13 protein-coding genes are annotated in these 19271 nt (G+C 47.9%); 9 read left to right on the top strand and 4 right to left on the bottom strand.

Going from position 1 to position 19271, the window contains the following annotated elements:
- The first annotated feature begins 4 nt into the window (after nucleotides 1–4).
- On the top strand, nucleotides 5–190 hold the full coding sequence (locus AC55NX_RS01395; protein ID WP_496994116.1) for a hypothetical protein: 186 nt from the start codon (nucleotides 5–7) through the stop codon (nucleotides 188–190).
- A 58-nt stretch (nucleotides 191–248) separates the two neighbouring features.
- Here AC55NX_RS01395 and recD read toward each other — a convergent pair whose 3' ends face one another.
- The 3 genes from recD to recC all read right to left on the bottom strand — a co-directional run bounded on the left by recD (nucleotide 249) and on the right by recC (nucleotide 9798).
- Nucleotides 249–2333: an exodeoxyribonuclease V subunit alpha gene (gene recD, locus AC55NX_RS01400; protein WP_496994117.1), complete on the bottom strand. Its 2085-nt coding sequence runs from the start codon at nucleotides 2331–2333 to the stop codon at nucleotides 249–251.
- Nucleotides 2330–5956, bottom strand: a complete 3627-nt coding sequence (gene recB / locus AC55NX_RS01405) for an exodeoxyribonuclease V subunit beta (protein ID WP_496994118.1) — start codon at nucleotides 5954–5956, stop codon at nucleotides 2330–2332. The genes recD and recB overlap by 4 nt, the downstream gene beginning before the upstream one ends.
- A 326-nt stretch (nucleotides 5957–6282) precedes the next feature.
- The gene (gene recC / locus AC55NX_RS01410) at nucleotides 6283–9798 is read right to left on the bottom strand and encodes an exodeoxyribonuclease V subunit gamma (RefSeq protein WP_496994119.1); all 3516 of its coding nucleotides are present in this window, start codon (nucleotides 9796–9798) and stop codon (nucleotides 6283–6285) included.
- A gap of 137 nt (nucleotides 9799–9935) precedes the next feature.
- Here recC and AC55NX_RS01415 point away from each other — a divergent pair, with 137 nt between their 5' ends.
- From AC55NX_RS01415 to AC55NX_RS01450, 8 genes are all read left to right on the top strand, one after another.
- A complete protein-coding gene (locus AC55NX_RS01415) occupies nucleotides 9936–10832 on the top strand; it encodes a LysR substrate-binding domain-containing protein (protein WP_496994120.1) in 897 nt (298 codons plus the stop codon).
- Between the two features lie 67 nt (nucleotides 10833–10899).
- On the top strand, nucleotides 10900–11211 hold the full coding sequence (locus tag AC55NX_RS01420) for a YebG family protein (RefSeq protein ID WP_496994121.1): 312 nt from the start codon (nucleotides 10900–10902) through the stop codon (nucleotides 11209–11211).
- 203 nt (nucleotides 11212–11414) lie between these two features.
- The gene (gene dapD / locus AC55NX_RS01425; protein ID WP_496994122.1) at nucleotides 11415–12446 is read left to right on the top strand and encodes a 2,3,4,5-tetrahydropyridine-2,6-dicarboxylate N-succinyltransferase; all 1032 of its coding nucleotides are present in this window, start codon (nucleotides 11415–11417) and stop codon (nucleotides 12444–12446) included.
- A gap of 336 nt (nucleotides 12447–12782) precedes the next feature.
- Nucleotides 12783–13796 carry an adenosine deaminase gene (locus AC55NX_RS01430; protein WP_496994123.1) on the top strand — a complete coding sequence of 338 codons (1014 nt, stop codon included), beginning with the start codon at nucleotides 12783–12785 and terminating at the stop codon, nucleotides 13794–13796.
- Nucleotides 13797–13827: 31 nt separating this feature from the next.
- Nucleotides 13828–14382, top strand: coding sequence for a gamma-glutamylcyclotransferase family protein (locus AC55NX_RS01435; RefSeq protein WP_496994247.1), 555 nt, complete (start codon nucleotides 13828–13830; stop codon nucleotides 14380–14382).
- A gap of 231 nt (nucleotides 14383–14613) precedes the next feature.
- Nucleotides 14614–15615, top strand: coding sequence for a substrate-binding domain-containing protein (locus tag AC55NX_RS01440; RefSeq protein ID WP_496994124.1), 1002 nt, complete (start codon nucleotides 14614–14616; stop codon nucleotides 15613–15615).
- A 172-nt stretch (nucleotides 15616–15787) separates the two neighbouring features.
- Nucleotides 15788–16933 (top strand): HD-GYP domain-containing protein, encoded by a 1146-nt coding sequence (locus AC55NX_RS01445; RefSeq protein WP_496994125.1) that lies wholly within the window; start codon nucleotides 15788–15790, stop codon nucleotides 16931–16933.
- A gap of 310 nt (nucleotides 16934–17243) precedes the next feature.
- Entirely contained in the window at nucleotides 17244–18959 is a 1716-nt protein-coding gene (locus tag AC55NX_RS01450) for an AMP-binding protein (RefSeq protein ID WP_496994126.1), read from the top strand.
- A gap of 58 nt (nucleotides 18960–19017) precedes the next feature.
- Here AC55NX_RS01450 and AC55NX_RS01455 read toward each other — a convergent pair whose 3' ends face one another.
- A complete protein-coding gene (locus AC55NX_RS01455) occupies nucleotides 19018–19224 on the bottom strand; it encodes a DUF1127 domain-containing protein (RefSeq protein WP_496994127.1) in 207 nt (68 codons plus the stop codon).
- Nucleotides 19225–19271: the final 47 nt, after the last annotated feature.

Raw genomic sequence — 19271 nt, forward strand, 5'->3', positions numbered from 1 at the left:
AAATATGAAAACGGTTATCTGTAATTCACTTCAAAGCTTCTGGGATATGGGAGACCATCAGTTTTTAGAAGGCCACAACGTTCATTGCGTTTTTCCGATAAACGAGCAAGTTAAAAGCTTTATTCTGGAATGTCAGTCTCGTTATAAAATTCGCACGATCACATTCACATCAATTCATTTAAACCGATAAATGATGTTCACCGATTTGCAGGCTAATTCCGGCATTTACCGGAATTAGCCTAAGCATATCACTTTGCCATTTTTTCTCTTAAGCCACTCACTCGCTCTGTTTTTACCCGGACCGCAGCCTGCAAAATTTTGGGTGATGTAAAGAGTGCCAACTGCTTTCTCGCCCGTGTAATACCGGTATAAACCAATTCTCGCGTCAAAAGCGGTGTATGATCCGGTGGCAACAGCAGCAATGTAAAATCAAATTCACTTCCCTGCGACTTATGGATTGTCATGGCATAAGCGGTTTCATGTTGAGGAATCCGACTCGGCAGAAACCCCCGAACATGGCCGTCAAATTGCTCAAAATAGACCTTCAGCCGCTCGTCCTGAGGATCGCGCATACAGATGCCAATATCCCCATTATATAACTCAAGATGGTGATCATTACGGGTGATCATCACCGGACGACCTTCGTACCACGGTTCATCACTTTTACGAATCAGCTGATGACGGCTTAAGGCGCGCTCAACTCTCTGATTGACACCTGTAACACCAAAGTCGCCGTCTCTAACCGCACACAATAATCGACAGCGGTGAAATAAATGCAGCACATATGCCGCTTTTTTCTCAGGGGACGCCCCCTCATCAACTGCGGATTGATCCGTAATCGCATGCAAATAATGAGCGTACTCCGCCACCAGTGTCTGTAACATCTGATGATAACTTTCGCTATCCAAATCATGAATTTGCACATCGGCGTAGCTTTGTTGAGTCAACTGCAGAAGCTGAGATACATCCCCTGCATTGACGGCTTTGGCCAGTTGTCCGATCCCGGAGCGAGCATGAAAACGGTAACTTTTCTGCAATAGACATAAACTGTCTGCCAGTGCCGGCACATCTTGATGAGGGAGTTGTGGTTCAAATTGGTATCCCGTTAATCGGGCTAACTGAGCCATTTGACTCCGGCTGTAGCCATGAGTCTGAAACGCACAGATATCCCCTAATACCGCTCCGGCCTCGACAGACGCTAACTGGTCCTTATCTCCCAGAAGTACCAAGCGGGCATGATTAGGTAAAGCCATCAACAATTTATACATCATCGGTAAATCGATCATCGACGCCTCATCAACCACCAGCAGATCGACATGAAGCGGATTGTGCTGATGATGACGAAACTCAGCACTATTCGGAATTGCCCCGAGTAACCGGTGTAACGTACTTGCCTGAGTCGGTATCAGTGCTTTCATCTCAGGGGGAATGGTCAATCTTTCAACCGCCTGCCCGATAGATTCAGTCAATCGCGCAGCCGCCTTTCCGGTCGGAGCAACCAGTTTAATCACCAACTTTTGCTGAACCGAACTATTTTGACTTACCAATGCCGCCAGCAACCGCGCGACGGTGGTGGTTTTCCCCGTCCCCGGCCCACCGGAAATCACTGCGAAACGGCGACTCAACGCAATCGCGGCTGCGACTTTCTGCCAATTCAGACATACTGACTCCGGCACCAGCGTATCCAGCCCCGAGAGTGCTGAACTACTTGATGCTTGCTGTAACAAGTCGTCAATCGACGCCCAGTCCAACGCAGATTCCCGGACGACATCCAAAGATTCACAAACCAGACGCTGCCGCTCTCCCACCGATGCCACCTGCTGTAGTGCCTGAAATAAAGCGTCATAGGGACGGGGAAATAATTGATTCAACGTTTCAGCTAAATATTCAGTTTGCGCCGTATCGATCGAAACGGGTGATGACAGCATCTGCAAGCGTGACGCCAACTGGTGTTCATAAAACCAGTAACGCTGGAGATAAAGTCGCTTTCCGTCAAAAATCAGTGGCAGATAGCTACCCGGCTCACCAATCAACGGACAGCACTCAATCACCGCCAACCAATCGAGGGATTCAACACACGCTCTGATCGAGTACAACTCAGCCACAGCATGGCCGAATAATAATGGCGAAAGTGCCACTCGCCCTTCGTCGTCTACCAACGGCACACAGATGTGTCCCCGGCCCAGTTCATAACTGACCAGCGCAGCTAACCAAGCCACCGCTGCCTGATCCTGTGAACACTGGTGAGCAATAAACCGGGCAAATTGTTGATCCAGCGGACGGATTACACGTTTTTCAGCTAACAATTTCAGAGACTGAGCCAGTTGTGTCATAAATCAAGCTCCATCTGTCCTTCCTGCGTTGTCCGCATATTGTCATCTTCTCCGGCAAAAAAACGGTCTAATGCACTAATCAGGGCAAACTTTGGACGATGGGCAAACACCCCCGATGAGGTCTGCCCGTCCATACCACGCAGAAACAGATAATACACACCGCCAAAATGCTGTTCATAGGTATAGTCAACCAAACGACTCGCCAAAAAGCGATGCAGTGCCAACGTATAAATTTGATACTGAAAATCATATCGGTGTTCAACCATCGCAGCGCTGAGACGAGACGGACTATAATCTTCGACCTGATTTCCCAAATGGTTTGATTTCCAGTCCAGTACGTAATATCGCCCCTGATATTCAAACACAAGGTCGATAAATCCCTTCAGCATCCCTTCGACTTGCGCAAAATTCAGCTCCCCGGCTTGAGCGGATAAAGCATCGTATCGTTTCAGAATCCGGTTCAACAGCGGTGAGCGTAATTTATCGATCGGCAACAGAAACTCCATTTCAACCAAACGCTGCTGTGCCGGTATCTGCCCCAATCGCAATTTTTTACCATCTAATGGCGTCTGTAATACATGCGTGAGCATTTGCTGTAGCACCGGCTGCCAAGACTCGGCAATAGCGGCTGAGTCCATCAAATTTTGTATCATCGTGACATTTGCTGCACTGTCCGGCCCTTCGGTGAATTCAATCTGTTCAAACAAACTGTGTAGAAATGTCCCCGCGGTAGCACCTTTCGGAAAGGTAAAAATCGTCTGTTCTTCAGGATCGAACAGATATTCGTCCACTTCTCCGGCCGAATCGAGATCGAATCCCGGCACTTCCTGCGTGGCATCGAGAAAAGTCCCATGTCCGGACTGCTTGACCAGATTAGAATAGCTGGTCATTCGCCAGGCCCGCTCAATCGGATGTTGTTTCTGCTGTGCCGTCAAGGTCTGTTGTGATACATCAACCCGTGACAAAGGTGACTCGGGAAGTTGTGGTGGTAAGTCGATAACAGTGTGCCCCCCTTCATCACATTGCGATGCAATTCCCTGCCTCAACAATCCGGCATCACCGGGTTCACCCTGTTGCAACAAATAACCGATTGCTGATAAATGAGCGCTGCTTGTCCCCTTACCTCGCCCTTTCAATGAGGCAATCCCGACATAACAACCATACACAGAACGGGTTAAAGCCACATACAACAAGCGTAAATCTTCAGCCAGCCGTTCTTTTTCAGCTTTGGCGAGCGCCTCTTCTTTGCGGGTCATATCCAGTACAATGCGGTCCTGTGTTTCATCGTAGTAACGCGCTTCTTTGGCCTCACGAAAGCTCATCACAAACGGAAGAAACACCAGATCATATTCGAGCCCTTTTGACTTATGAATCGTCACGATTTGCACCAGATTTTTCTCTGACTCCAACCGCTGGATCGACGTTTCCGGATGACTCCCCTGCGCCACATCAATCATCGATTGAGTCAGCCAGCGCAACAGACCATGGTCGCTTTCGATTTCAGCGCCCGCTTGCTGTAACAGCTCACCGATGTGCAAATAGTCCGTCAACAGTCGCTCTCCCCCTTTCAGGGCAAGCCAGCGCTCAGCAAGATGGCGCTGATAAAGCACTGCTCGCAACATTGGCAAAATGCCGCGTTCTGACCAGAGACTCCGATACTGGCGAAACTCCTGTACAACCCGCTCCCATAACGATTCATTGCGATTTAATGCATCCAGATCGTGAATATCCAGTCCGAATAAGGGAGATGCCAGCGCAGCCCGTAACGGCCGTTCCTGTTCCGGGGTCAACACCGCTTGTAACAAACGCTGAATATCCACCGCAATGTCACTGGCAAAAACACTCTCCCGGTTAGACAGATAGACACTGGCAATATCCTGACGCGCCAATGCTTCTTTGATGAGCCGTCCTTCACGTCCCGTGCGAACTAATACGGCGATGTGTCCGGGCTCAATGTTTTTCTGTCCATTCTTGGTATAAAGGTGGCCTTCCCCATCCTGCGCAGCCTGCAGAATCGTTTGGATTTGGGCGGCGGTCGCATTGGCCATGACTTGTTCGTATTCACCTTTGGTCATCACAGCATCCGGTTCAACATCCTCCGGCCACCAGTAAGTCATGGCGGGTTGTGTCTGCTGATATAGTTGCCATTGGCGTTGCCGCGCCTCGGGTGGTGCTGAGACCTGAATGAACGGAATATCCGCATCATGGAGAAAAGGACTGTCAGACGATGCAAACAATCGATTCACCGCATCGATCATCGACTGCCCGGAGCGCCAGTTAGTCGCCAAGGTAAAATGGGAACGTACCTGACGACGCGCTTTGATATAAGTGAAAATATCCGCTCCGCGGAACGCATAAATGGCTTGCTTCGGATCACCAATCATCAACAAGCCACAATCCGGATGCGATGCATAAATGTGGCTGAAAATATGGTATTGCAACGGATCGGTATCCTGAAATTCATCAATCATCGCGACCGGGTATAACATGCGAATCCGCTGCGCTAACAGGCCTGAGGTATCAAGATCTAAAGCAGATGAAAGCTGAGACAGCAAATCATCAAACGATAACCACTGCTGTTCAGACTTCGCTTTCGCCAACAAATAACGACAGGTTTCAATCGCATGGGCTTTCAACGGTGCTTCAATCGACACCGGTGTCGCAAGAAAGTCATCGACGATCTCAAATAACGGATGCTCCGGTGGTGTCCCGGTTGGCGTTTTCTCATACAGCTCTTGTTGCGAAAAACGAGATAACTGTTCGGGAACCCGGTAACTGTCGGTCTCTGCTTCAGCCCATTGGGACACTTGCTCAATCCACTGCGGCCGGGATTTTTTGGTATAAACCCGCCTATTCACACCAGATTCGGCAATACATGCATCAATCTCAGACTGATACCGGCGCCACTGCGCCTTCATCTCAACGATACGTTGCAAGTTATCTTGATGCAGTTGTGCAAGGCTGGCATCCATCGCGCTGACAGAAAGAGACAGCGGATGACCACTCAGATAGGAGCCAATTTGTGCGAGTAAAGCGTTTGGTGTCGGCCATAAGTGACGAACTTCAGCAGCCAGCTCAACCGACAGCGGATAAAACTGGCGTCGCCAGTAATCCGCCACCACCTGTGCTTTGAGACGACTTTCATCGGTAATGAACTCGTGATGGAAACGGCTGCCTGATTCAAACGCATTTTGCACTAACATCCGCTGACAGAAGCCGTGAATGGTATAAACCGCCATCGTATCCATCTCCCGCTCTGCCTGAAGCAAAATACTGGCAGCCTCAGTATGAGCAGGGATTTCATCGAGAAGGGATTTCAGCAGAGGGTCATCACTATGATGCCGGGCAAACGCCAGCCGGGCTTCATGAATCCGGGCACGAATCCGTCCTTTCAACTCTGCGGTCGCCGCTTCGGTAAATGTCACCACTAAAATCTGATCCACCCGCAATGGCGTGGCGTGGCGATTCTGTGCATCGCCATGTCCCAACAACAGACGCAAGTAGAGACCGGCAATCGTAAATGTTTTTCCCGTCCCTGCCGATGCTTCAATCAAGCGCATCCCATGCAACGGAAATCGCATTGGTTCCAGCGGGATCATGGCATCAGATGTTGTGTGACTCATACCCGTTCTTTTCTCCAAGTTAACCGTCGGTTCAGCATAATGGAGTGTGATCTAAGCAATAGAATTGACATAAATCGATTCACGCCTGTTATGCCTGACAAGAGAGTGAGATCTGATTCACGGATAACTAACTCTTTCATCATTAATATCTCGTTCCGAGTTGAACACCACTCTCAGATGAATGGCATGTCCGACTCACCGAATTGTGGTCCCTCTGACCTGTGGCCGTACAGCAAACACCCTACACAAAATAACGATTTCCTGGCGGCCACCCACTTTCCTCTGTGCACCATCTCGAACTGATCGCTTTGGTGATATCGTGAACGTCACTGTTCGTCTGGATGCTCTTCTGCCCACTCTTTTGCCCAAAGCATGGGGGGCTGCAAAACCTGTGCGGCATAAGAACGTACCACCTGACTTAAAGTCTCTGACCACTGCGGCCAGACGCGGGCAATATACGCATTTTGCCCTTCACCGCCAACCACGCTAAAGTCATTACCGATGAAAGCCTCTTGCATTTTTTTCGCTGCTTTTTCCTCATCTTCATGCCATTCCCGCTGACGGTTGAAACCCGCTTCAATCCCAGCCAACGCCACTTGCGGAAAATAAGCTAAAGGCTGATTCATGCCCTCAATGTAGAGCCGGACAAACTCATCCAGATAGGTTTTGGCTTGCCGGGCAGCGATTGGCGGATAGTAAAGATGCTGAACCCCATTTTTGCGCTCATAACCGATAAGATGAGTCGGACAGGATTCACCCATCACCGCGACAGCAAGATGATCCAGCCATGCCGACAAATAATCCTGCGCCCGGATTCGACCCACCCGATAGCGCACCAGACCGGATTGAAAATAACGGGTCACCCAGCCGAGCAATTGAATCGGGCGCTCAGCGCCTAAAACCGTGGTGGTGAGATTGAGCTCACAGTCGGACTTCGGCTGCTGACACAGACTATCAATGACTTCTGTCAGCGCCAGCGCTTGTTCATAATTCTCTCGGAATTCAAGTTCACCAAAAGCCCCGACCGGGAGTTGTCCTTGTGCCCGCTTTGCTTGAATAAAATACTCAACCTGTTGAGTTTCCGACAATTGCGCAGCCGTGCTCGAATGACTTGTCTGCTCAGAAGCAGTGCGACGCGCCTCAAGCAGGACAGCCACTAATTCATCCAGCAGTTGATAACGGGCCAGACCATTGAGTGAAAACGGCTCTTCATCTTGTAATGACACCAACTCATTTTCGAACCAAACCCGTAAACGACGGTTGAAAAAATACTGAACGGGCAAACGCCAGAAACGCTGTAGTTCAACAAAGTCCAGTTCCAACGGAAATGTCACATCCGCGAAAAAGTCAGGTAATGGCGACGTCTCTGCCATTGGCGAGGGTAACGCCGTCCCCGTCGCGGCCGGCAGCCACTCCCGGGCATAACTCCCATGTGGACCGGCAAATGCGTCAGGACTGTACGGCACCATCGGATGAGAACAAGTCAAGTGTTGGACCAGACGCTCACCGGAGATATCACTGGCAAGCGCTTGATCACCATCCAGACAGTAATTCTGATGGCAATATGCCACCAGCTCACTCACCAGAACCGATGGCAAACTGATACTATTATCTTGCACAGAACGTCCGACATAACTGATATAAAGACGCTCCCGGGCGGAGAGCAATGCCTCAAGAAACAGATAGCGATCATCGTCCCGCCGCGAACGATCCCCGGGGCGAGCCTGCTCGATCATTAAGTCAAAGCCCTCGGCTGGCACCGTTCGGGGGTAAATCCCATCGTTCATCCCCAGTAAGCACACCACCCGAAAAGGAATCGAGCGCATCGGCATCAAGGTACAGAAGTTGACTTGGCCGGCTAAAAAACGCTGACTGACACGGGCATTGGATAACTGCCCGGCAAGATAGTGATATAAAATGTCCGGAGCGATGGGTTCCTGATAGTGAGCGTCCTGCAATTGTTCCTGAAGGTGGTTGAGTGTATCGCGGATGTGCTGAAAGCTGACTTCCTCTTCCACCGCAGCAACAAAAAAATCATCGAGCAAGCCATGCAGTAACTCGCGCCATTCGGCAACCGGTAATGTCTGTCGCAGTTGCCGGCGGTAATCGCGAATCCGGCCGATAAACGCAGCCAGTTTTCCGGCCAGCTCAGCGTCGAGCCCCTGAATTTCGTTATACGGGGCAACATTGTGATCACCCAGTTCCAGCATGGTTGCTGAATCGGACATCGCATAGCCGGCAAGCATTCGGTCAATCCCGAATTCCCACGTGTTCTGTCGCGTCGGCGGTAAATCGAATTCGCTCGCCGTCTGCTCATTCAATCCCCAACGAATTCCGGAGGCTTCAACCCAACCTTTTGCCTGTAAAAATTCGGCTTCATTGATCTCAAAACGCGCCATCATCGTCGGGGTTTCCAACAATTCAAGTAACTCAGAAGCCAGACAACGGGAACGCGGCAGTTGGAGCAACCGCATGAAGGCCTGCAAAACCGGGGATTCTTGATCCGCAGTGCGATCAGAGATAGAAAAAGGGATATAGCGCTCGGCAGATGCATTGCCGAATACCGCTTCAATCACCGGACTATAAGTATTGATATCGGCAACCATCACAATCACATCGCGAGGGTTGATCTCAGGGTTGCGGTCAAACAGTGACAACAGTTCATCATGCAGCACTTCCACTTCTCGCAGCGGACTATGGCACTGATGGATCGATAAAGAATCATCACCATCGTCAATCTTCTGTTTGTGCTCGCTGGAGGTCAGAATCTGATCGTCCTGATGCTCTTCGAGATGGAAGATATCGGCCTGAATCTGGTGTAACAGCGTATCCCGGGGGGGAACAATAAAAAACTCATGCTCTTCGCTCTCGATCTGCGACAGCAGATAAAGATTATCCCGGCCAAGTTTCCCCATCGATGCCAGCAAGCTATTGCCAACCGCTTGCTGCAAATGCAATTCATCCTCAAGATTGCCGTCGATGCCCCCTTTTAATGGCGAACGCTCGCCACCGATAACCCATCGACCATCCTGTAATACAACCTGTTTACGCTTCAGACTCGCGACACGGGCCAAATATTTTCGGTCCCGGATTTCCCCCCAATAATGCTGACACGGATTGGTCAGCATCAGGTGGACATCCGTCTGCTCACCCAGTGCTTGCAGCGCATCCAGATAACGAGGCGGCAGCGCCGTTATACCAAAAATAAATAACCGCTTGGGCAGCACACCGTCCGGAATCTGAGTCTGTTGTAACTGTTCGATAAACTGTTGATACAAATTGCCCCGATGATAATGGGACTGCCCCAACCGCTTGGTGTCCTCAAACAAACGTTGCCACAATATCGGTTGCCACGGATGACGTTCAGCCAGTGATTCAATCGTTTTATCGGCTTCCCAACACTCGATCCAGTCGGGACGATAAACCAGGTAACCATCGAAAATATCGGCAATTTTTTCAGCCAGCTGAAAACGTTTCAATGCAGAATCATCATCCGCCAGATACTGCTGCAACGGCATAAACTCGGCTTGGTCAAGCATCTCCGGTAAAAGCCGCATCAGCTTCCAGGTTATGGCTTCTTTATTGAAAGCACTCCGCTTCGGTACCCCCGGTAACACACTGGCAAACATCTCCCAGATAAACGTCGCCGGCAACGGGAAATTAATGTTGGCCGTGATTCCCAGCTCCTGTGCCAGTGTCATTTTCAGCCATTGCGACATCCCCGGACTCTGAACCAAAATTTGCTCGGCTTCAAACGGGTGAGTCAATGGCTCACTTTTAATTAAATGAACCAGCAGGATCTTGAGCGTATCAAGTTGATTTGAATGATAAACAGTAAACAAGCGTTATCCGGGTTGAGAAATCATCATTGCTGACTAGATTAGCATATTGCTTGTCAGCTTTCCCATGTCGGCGACTTGAATAAAAAGATAAAATATCGAAAGATGTAGATTCTTATCCGTTGAAAACTGAATCCAATATGCTCACTCATATTACACTCCGCCAGTTGCACATTTTTACGGTAGTCACCCGTAACAGCACCCTAACAGAAGCCTCAGAAGAGCTATTTCTGTCAAAAGCAGCCGTGAGTATGGCGCTCTCGGAGTTGGAGAAACAGTTGGGACATGCACTATTTGACCGGGTCAATCATCGACTAATTCTTAATCAAGAAGGCCGTAAACTGCTCCCTTTAGCCGATGAACTGTTAAACCGGGCCAATAATATTCCCCGGCTGTTTGAGCATGAAAACCGGCTGCACGGACAGTTACGGATTGGTGCCAGTGATACCATCGGTAATCAAGTCGCGCCTTACCTGCTGAGTCATTTCCGGCAACAATATCAGCACAGTACCCAAACGTTATTTATTTCGAATTCCGCTCAAATTTGCCAAAAACTCGTCGATTACGAGCTGGATATTGCCTTAATTGAAGGAAAAACGTTACATCCGGCCTTGGTGTCCAAACAATTTAGTCAGGATGAAATGTGCATCATCTGCGCGCCTGAACATCCGCTGACCCAAAAAGCTAATGTTCAGTTATCAGATTTTGAGCATAGCCAGTGGTTGCTACGTGAAGCGGGTTCCGGCTCCAGAGAATTTTTTCTCCGCACCATCGCGCCACGTCTGGAAAGATGGTATGAAGCATTTGAACTCAATACGACCGAAGCGCTGATTAACAGTGTATCTGCCGGATTAGGATTCGGCTGTCTGTCCCGACTGGCGGCAAAAGCAGCTTTACAGGATGGTCGGGTTGTCTCGTTATCAGTCCCTTTGGATATGCGCCGACGCTTCTGGCTACTGGTCCACAAAGAGAAATATCAAAATCCGCTCTTGAAATGCTTTATTCAGTTTTGCTTTGAATGGCGTCGCAATGAATAGACTTATGAATATTTTTACTGTATAAAATAACAGTATTTTATCATTCAACCAAAACAGAGGAATTACCATGGCTGTAATCGTCAAGTACGTGGTCGAGCGGAATGGAGAAGAAAAAATGACTTTTACCTCTAAAGCCGAGGCAGATGCTTATGACAAAATGCTCGATATGGCAGATGAATTATTCACTTTACTCAGCAAGAGTGAATTAGTGGATAATGAAGAAAAGCAAGAAGAACTGGCAATGTATCTGGCACAAAACAAAGAAGAAGTGCTGTACGCCTTAGGTGCCAAACGCAGACCGGCACCGGCCAAACCCAAGTCAGAAAAGAAGTCAGCGCCTAAAGCAGCGACCACAGATTCCGATGATCAGGCGGCCTGATTAAAAGTTTCTTTATAGGATGATATATCGCTAAAACGACAATTCATATCGATTGACAGACGTTCTGCGTTTGAAGGCTTTCATCCTGTTTAGTGGCTCTTTATGATGGTCATATCTGATTTCAATGCCCGCGTTGCTTACTCAGACAAATGGTTCAACATCATGAACTAACGTCACAACGCGATTCATCAACGGAGAAAACAATGGCTTATTTTGCACTAGCGCTTGGCACAGCAACGAAAAACCGTGACGGAAAAGTTATCGAAGCATATTTTCCAACCCCGATTCTCAACCCGAGTGATGCTTTGGTTTCCCAACTGACCCCAATACTCGACTATCAGGGTGGCAACGAAACATTTGAAATCACGCAGGCTCAGGCCGCAGAGTTGGCGCAAGCGTTTCAGTCTCAGCAGGAAACGGCCAGCGCAGCGTTTGCCACGCAGGCAGCGTCATCTGAACAGCCACTTGTCGGTGTGATTCTGGCAAGCGATGACAAACCGCAAACCGTCGCAGAAGGATTCCTTAAGCTTCAGTTGATCTCACACCGTTTGGTTCAACCACACGGCACCGTACTCGATGGCATCTTCGGCCTACTCCATAACATTGCCTGGACCAACGAAGGGCCGATTGACTTACCGGAACTCCCGGAACGCCAAATGGAAGCCCGCCTGGCTGGTCGTATCCTCAGCGTTGACTGCGTCGATAAGTTTCCGAAGATGGTTGACTACGTTGTACCGGCAGGCGTTCGGATTGCGGATACCTCACGTGTTCGTTTGGGCGCACATGTGGGCGAAGGCACCACCGTCATGCATGAAGGATTTATTAACTTTAACGCCGGAACGACAGGTGTCAGTATGGTTGAAGGCCGGATTTCTGCGGGCGTACTTGTCGGCAATGGTTCAGATATCGGTGGCGGTGCATCCATCATGGGGACGCTCTCCGGTGGTGGTAAAGTTGTTGTATCTATCGGTGAAAACTCACTCCTCGGTGCAAATGCCGGGCTGGGCTTCCCTCTGGGTGATCGCTGTACGCTTGAATCTGGCTTATATATCACTGCCGGAACCAAAGTCCAAATGCTGGATAGAGATGGCAACAAAGTTGAAGTGGTCAAAGCGCGTGATTTAGCAGGAGTCTCCGATCTACTGTTCAGACGTAACTCTCAGACCGGTCAGGTCGAGTGTCTTGCCAACAAATCAGCAGTAGAACTCAATGATGAACTCCACAGCAATAACTAAATCAGCATGATGCATGAGTTCATTTCGTGTGTATTCATCTCTCATTGATTAAAACGAAAGGCCGGCACTGATGTGTCGGCCTTTCTGTTATGACATTCGTCACTCGCCTCTCCATTGGATCTGCTCAAACTCGTCAACCCCTCACCATATCGAACCTGCTAGCAAAGCACAGATTCTTTGCCAGACAAGTGATGAACAAGACGTATTTTTTCAGTAGAATCCGTGGCACTGATATTATGGCGGGCCAAACAAATATATTACACACCGCTATCATCATCAAATATCATTGAATCACTTTGATTCTCTATTGATTACCTGATTGTTACAGAGGCAGATATGCAAAACTTTATCCAGAATCTACCCAAAGTAGAGTTACATCTTCATATTGAAGGCACACTCGAACCAGAATTGATGTTTCAACTGGCAAAACGTAATCAGGTCAATATTCCATTCAATACACCCGAAGAAGTTCAGGCCGCTTATCAGTTTACCAATTTGCAATCCTTCCTTGATATCTATTATCAAGGTGCCAATGTATTGATTGATGAACAGGATTTCTTTGACTTGACCTGGGCTTACCTCCTGCGCTGTCAGGCTGATCATGTCATCCATACTGAAATCTTTTTTGACCCACAGACACATACTGCCCGTGGAGTTGCATTTGAAACCGTGGTCAACGGTATCTTTGCTGCGTTAGACAAAGCCAAACAAGAGTTGGGCATTTCCAGTCAGTTAATCATGTGTTTCCTGCGTCATCTCAGCGAAGCCGATGCCATTGAAACCTTAAAACAGGCCCTGCCTTATCAGGATAAAATCATCGGCGTTGGGCTGGATTCTTCGGAGCAAGGTCACCCACCGGAAAAATTTGCCCGAGTATTCCAAATGGCACGGGATGCGGGCTTTATTCCCGTCGCCCATGCGGGAGAAGAAGGTCCGGCCAGTAACATCGACGATGCATTGAATCTTCTGGGCGTACAACGGGTGGATCACGGGGTTCGTTGTGTCGAAGATCCACAACTGGTGCAACAACTGGCCGAGACACGAATGCCGCTTACGGTTTGTCCGCTTTCCAATATCAAGCTACGCGTATTTGAACATATGCAGCAGCACAACATCGTCGCGTTATTGCGACAAGGGCTATGTGTCACAATTAATTCCGATGATCCGGCTTATTTCGGTGGTTATATGACTGATAACTTCATGGCAGTTGCCAACGCCCACGAGATGACTCATGCTGAACTCGCTCAGTTCACACTTAATGCGATTGAAGCCAGTTTTATCTCAGCCGCAGAAAAAGCGCGCATGACATCAGAAGTTAAAGCCTATCTCAATCACACCGATACAGAGTAAATAACGGCATCACAGCGGAGGTTTTGTGGCAATTTACATTTTTGGCTATGGGAGCCTGATGAATTCATCTTCACGACAGTTGACCGGACAGACCGGTGTAACCTGCCCGGCTGTGGTTGACGGCTTAACCCGAACCTGGGGGATGGTGGATGACAGCTATCAAGCTTCACCACTGGTTGCTCAGCTCGGTGACGGTATCGTAAATGGGGTGCTGCTCAATGTATCAACCCAAGAACTGGCCCAGTTTGACCAGCGTGAGCGGGGATACCATCGTATTCAGCTAGAGGTCGACAACATCGAGACTGAATTGTCACTTTCCGAGCAAGATGCGGTGTGGGTTTATGTCAAGAATGAACCAATGCCACCAAGTCATGAGAGCCCAATCCTGCAAACGTATGTCGATACGGTTCTCACTGGTTGTCTTGAAGTTTCAGAGGCCTTTGCACACCTTTTCGTCAAACACACGTGTGGTTGGGAGCATCCTCTGGAAAATGATCGTCACGCCCCGAAGTATGTCAATTACGCGGGGATTCATCCGGAACACTGGCCTAAAATCGACCAAATCCTCACTCAGGTATTGGCCTGACAATTCAGGGCCTCTTCACCGAGGCCTTATTTTATATTGCCCTCACGAAAACGCAGACTTTTGCGGTCGCTACATTTTTATGCCTGTACGTTCATGATAGAATCCGCGTGTTTACAGAAAAGATCATCAGGATGGCATCATCCGAAGACATATCCCATCTTAATTTAACGGGCTGTGATGTCATCGTTTCGCTGCGCCATGTTTTATCTGAATGATGTATAGAGGAATGCAATGGCAACGATCAAAGACGTTGCACGTGAAGCCGGTGTGTCCGTCGCAACCGTTTCGCGTGTCGTGAATCAGTCTCCGAAAGCCAGTCAGTCATCGATTACGGCAGTAAAAGCCGCAATGCAAAAGTTAGGCTATCGTCCCAATGCCGCAGCCCGGGCTCTGGTGAGTCAAAGCACCAATATTATCGGTGTTCTGGTCAATGATGTATCCGATCCATTTTTTGGCACACTGGTGAAAGCTGTCGATAAAATAGCCCACGCGAATGGTAAACAGGTACTGATCGGTCATGGTTATCATCATGCTGAACAGGAACGCAAAGCCATGGAGCTGTTGATCAACAGTCGTTGTGATGCGCTGGTCATTCATGCGAAAGCACTTACAGATGAAGAGCTGATCGACTATGCCCGTGAGGTCAAGTCACTGGTTGTGATTAATCGTTACATTCCTGAAATCGCGGATCGCTGTATCTCTCTGGATAATTTTAAAGGGGCATATCTGGCGACGGAATATCTGATTAAAAATGGTCATCGCAATATTGCCTGCATCAGTTCTTCACACCTGATTGAAGATACCGACCAACGTATTTGCGGATATAAAGCGGCGCTTCATGATTATGGCATCTTACTGCCTGCCAGTTATATTGAACAAGCAGAGCCCAATACCGAAGGGGGCGAAATCGCCACCACCAACTTATTGCTAAAATCGCTGGATATCACAGCGATCGTTGCCTACAACGATAATATGGCCGCCGGTGCAATTTTTGTATTGGAAGAAAACGGCTTAAAGTTACCGGATCAGGTCTCCATTGTCGGTTTTGATGATGCATTAATTGCTCGCTATGTCAGCCCTAAATTAACCACGGTTCTCTACCCGATTCAACTGATGGGGGAACAAGCTGCACAGCTAGCGCTCAATCTAGCCAAAGGCACCCCGTCAGAATCGCAACCGCTGCGTTTTTCACCGACGTTGATCAGGCGGGACTCGGTTAAAAAACAGGTCTAACCACTCGTCAAAAAAACCTCCGCGCTGAAAAGTTGCTCCGAACCTGCCGTTGTCACAACCGGAGAGAGTGGAAAGAATGAATTTTTTCGACCACTGACTGCTATTTTTATGCACAATTCTTCTAAACTAAAAAGTAAGGAATCGGTGAGAAAATCGTAGCAAGGGTATCGACATGAACCATCTTGATCACAACGATATTCAACAGACATCCCATCAGCGCAGTCTGAATGAGCAGTTTGTTGAAATTCATGAACATATTCGCGAGCAACTGCCTCAAATCGCCCGAATTTCATTCGCCCTGTACGAATCATTTTCAGACCACTTAAAAACTTATGCCGACAGCACTCCGGATCATGAAATTTTACGCCACTACGAATATCCGCTGAGCCAGCTCCCCGTACTGAAAGCCTGTGCTGTTGAGCAATGTGATCGTTGTGTCAACGAGCCAACTCAGTCGCTGGAAACCGATACTCCTCACAACCAATGGCTCAAACAGCAACGTTTTGGCGCATCACTTGCCTCACCGATGTATTATGAACATGAATTTATTGGTTTTATTTTTATTAATACTGCCGAAGGATATCGCTTCGACGAGTCGCTCTGCCAGCAACTGTCAACGCATATTGATACCATTCGTCAGGCAATTGAGAGTGAATATGAAACCATCCATAAGATTCTGGATATGACGGGTTTCATTCTCAAACAGAATCCGAGACATCTGGCTCAAGGCCGCGATCATCAAGAGAGAATGTATTATTTCACCAAAATCATCGCCCAGGGCGTCTCACAGCAATATCATTTGGACGATGAACAGATCGACCATATCACGCTCTTTTCTCGGTTGCATGATATCGGTAAGCTCTCGATACCACATCATTTGCTGTTAAAACCCGGTGGACTGGGGGTGATGGAAAGGAAACAGGTCATCGGGCATATTGACAAAGGGATTGCGATTATTGAATCAGTCTTGTCCCGAGCCAACTGTCTGAATCATGCCTGCATCCAGACCCTAAAAGAGATTGTTTCCTATCATCATGAGTTGATGGATGGTAGCGGTTACCCGTTCGGTCTCAAAGCCGATGACATTCCGGTCTCCGCGAGAATCATCACTGTCGCGAATATTTTTGATGCCCTGACCACTCATCGACCTTATAAACAAGCTCGCTCTGTCCCGTTTGCCCTACTGGAATTAGAGAAAATGGTGGCTGAGGGTAAACTCGATAAACATTGTGTCAATGCGCTGAGAAACCATCAGGCGTTTTTGAAAGACATCACCCGAAAATACCCGGAGCCGGATCCCAGTCATTTCTCCGACTAAATCGCCATACCTTTGTTTCAGCTACCGAGAACATCAAGATGCGAAGTGGGTAACTTTCCGACACGACTTATCACGAAATACATCACAAAAACGAATTTCATAAAGAACAAATTTATCGAAATAATCTTAAAGTAAAGCTAACCCAATCAAAACTTTGAAATTCATTGGAACAGCCAGCTTATGGCTAGCTATACATATAGTACGAGTAAAGATAAAGGTCTGTGTCTGATGACGCCCTCCAAATCACTATCGGGAGTTCATGGACATAAGCGCCGCCAAAAATAATACAGTCTAATAATGGATATACCCTATGCTCAACAAAGGACATCAAACACATACCGATTGCAGTTCGTTGGCAACACCCTACGAATGTTTACTCCACTGGGCAGAATCGCGACCTGATGATATCTATCTGAAACAGATCAGACATCGCCGCTTTGAGACGTATACATTTGCTCAAGTGGCCGACCATGCTCAAAGGTTGGTCAGTGCATTACATGAGCTTAACCTGAAACCTGAAGACCGGGTCGCAATCATTTCGAAAAATTGTGCTGAGTGGTTTATTTGTGATCTGGCGATTATGCTGGGCGGTTTTGTCAGCGTACCGATTTTTCCAACTGCCAACGCAGACACCATCGATTATTGTCTTACTCACAGTGAGTGCAAAGCAGCGTTCATCGGCAAACTGGATGACATGACAGCAGTGATGGAAGTTCTGAACCACAAACCTGATTTGATCAGTATTTCCCTCCCGTATGATAGTGCGCCACACTGCCAGTATCAGTACCACCAACTGATTCATGATCATCCTCCCACAACCTACAAGCCGGAACACCATGATCAATCATTGATGTCAATTGTATATACCTCGGGTACATCCGGTACGCCCAAAGGGGCAATGTTAAATTATGAGGGGTTCGCTTGGTCAGTGCGTCAGTTAAGCCAGTGTATCGGCATCAAGACCCATGATCGGCTGTTCTCATATCTGCCTCTGGCTCATATCACAGAACGCGTTTATATATTTGGTTCTTCTATCTTTTCCGGAGTGCAGACAGCGTTTCCGGAGTCTCTCGATACATTTATCGAAGATGTTAAAATGCATAACCCGACACTATTCATTTCAGTCCCCCGGTTATGGACACTTTTTCAGCAACGTATTCTCGATACCGTTCCACAGAAACGACTTGATCTTCTCCTCAAAATCCCATTGATTCGAACCATCATTCGCAAGAAGGTCGCCCATGCATTAGGCTTGAATAAAGCGAGAGTCCTCGGCTGCGGATCGGCTCCGGTTTCTCCTGATTTATTACTTTGGTACGATAAATTGGGCCTGAAGATTACAGAGGCTTGGGGAATGACGGAGTCTTTCGCCTACTCAACACTTAACTATCCTTATCAGAAATCCAAAGTAGGTAGTGTCGGCCTTGCCGGGCCCGGTGTGACGCTCAAGATAGCGGAAGAAGGTGAAGTCTTAGTTCAGAGTAAGGGGCTATTTACAGGTTACTACAAAAATGAACAGGCAACCCGTGAAGTCTTAACTGATGACGGCTGGTTGAAAACCGGTGATATTGGCAAGATCGATTCGGAAGGTTATCTGTTCCTCGTAGGGAGGAAAAACGACACCTTCAAAACAGCAAAAGGTAAATTTGTTTCTCCGGTTCCGATTGAGAAAAAACTCTATCAAGCCAGCCGCGTTGAAATGTTATGTCTTATCGGTTTGGGTCTCCCCGGACCAATACTGTTGGTTGTCCCGCACCACATCCCTAATTTCGATAAAGCCCGATATGAACGTTCAGCCAAACGTATCGTCGCAACGATCAATCAGGAATTGCAATCTCATGAGCAGATCAAAGGGGTGTTAATGGTTAAAGATGACTGGAGCATTGAGAATGGTATTCTGACACCAACACTAAAAATCAAAAGGCACTTACTGGAGAAACAATATCACCAACTCGGATTACACTGGCCAAAAGATAAGCTTGTGGTATGGGAAGAGGCCATCTCCGAAAATCATCCATATGGTTAATCTAACGAATGATTTTCGGATACTTGGTACAAAAGACAAACACCGGAATAATAGTTGATTAATCCCAGAAATATTTTTGGCACTCTTTCCGGGCGTCTTCCCGACTTAAACCGATATCTTCCAACAGATGTTCCGGCAATTCTGATAATTGTCGGCGTGTCTGATAATTTTGCTGCCAGTGTTTTATCAAAGAGTAGATATTCTTAACCCAAAAACGATAAGTATCAATCAAAGGTGGTTGAATTTTATTGACAATCTCGTTCATAGTTTATCCTTGATATATGGTGTTTTCGTGATTAAATAATCATCGAA

This window comes from Vibrio rubrogenes (assembly GCF_059641415.1).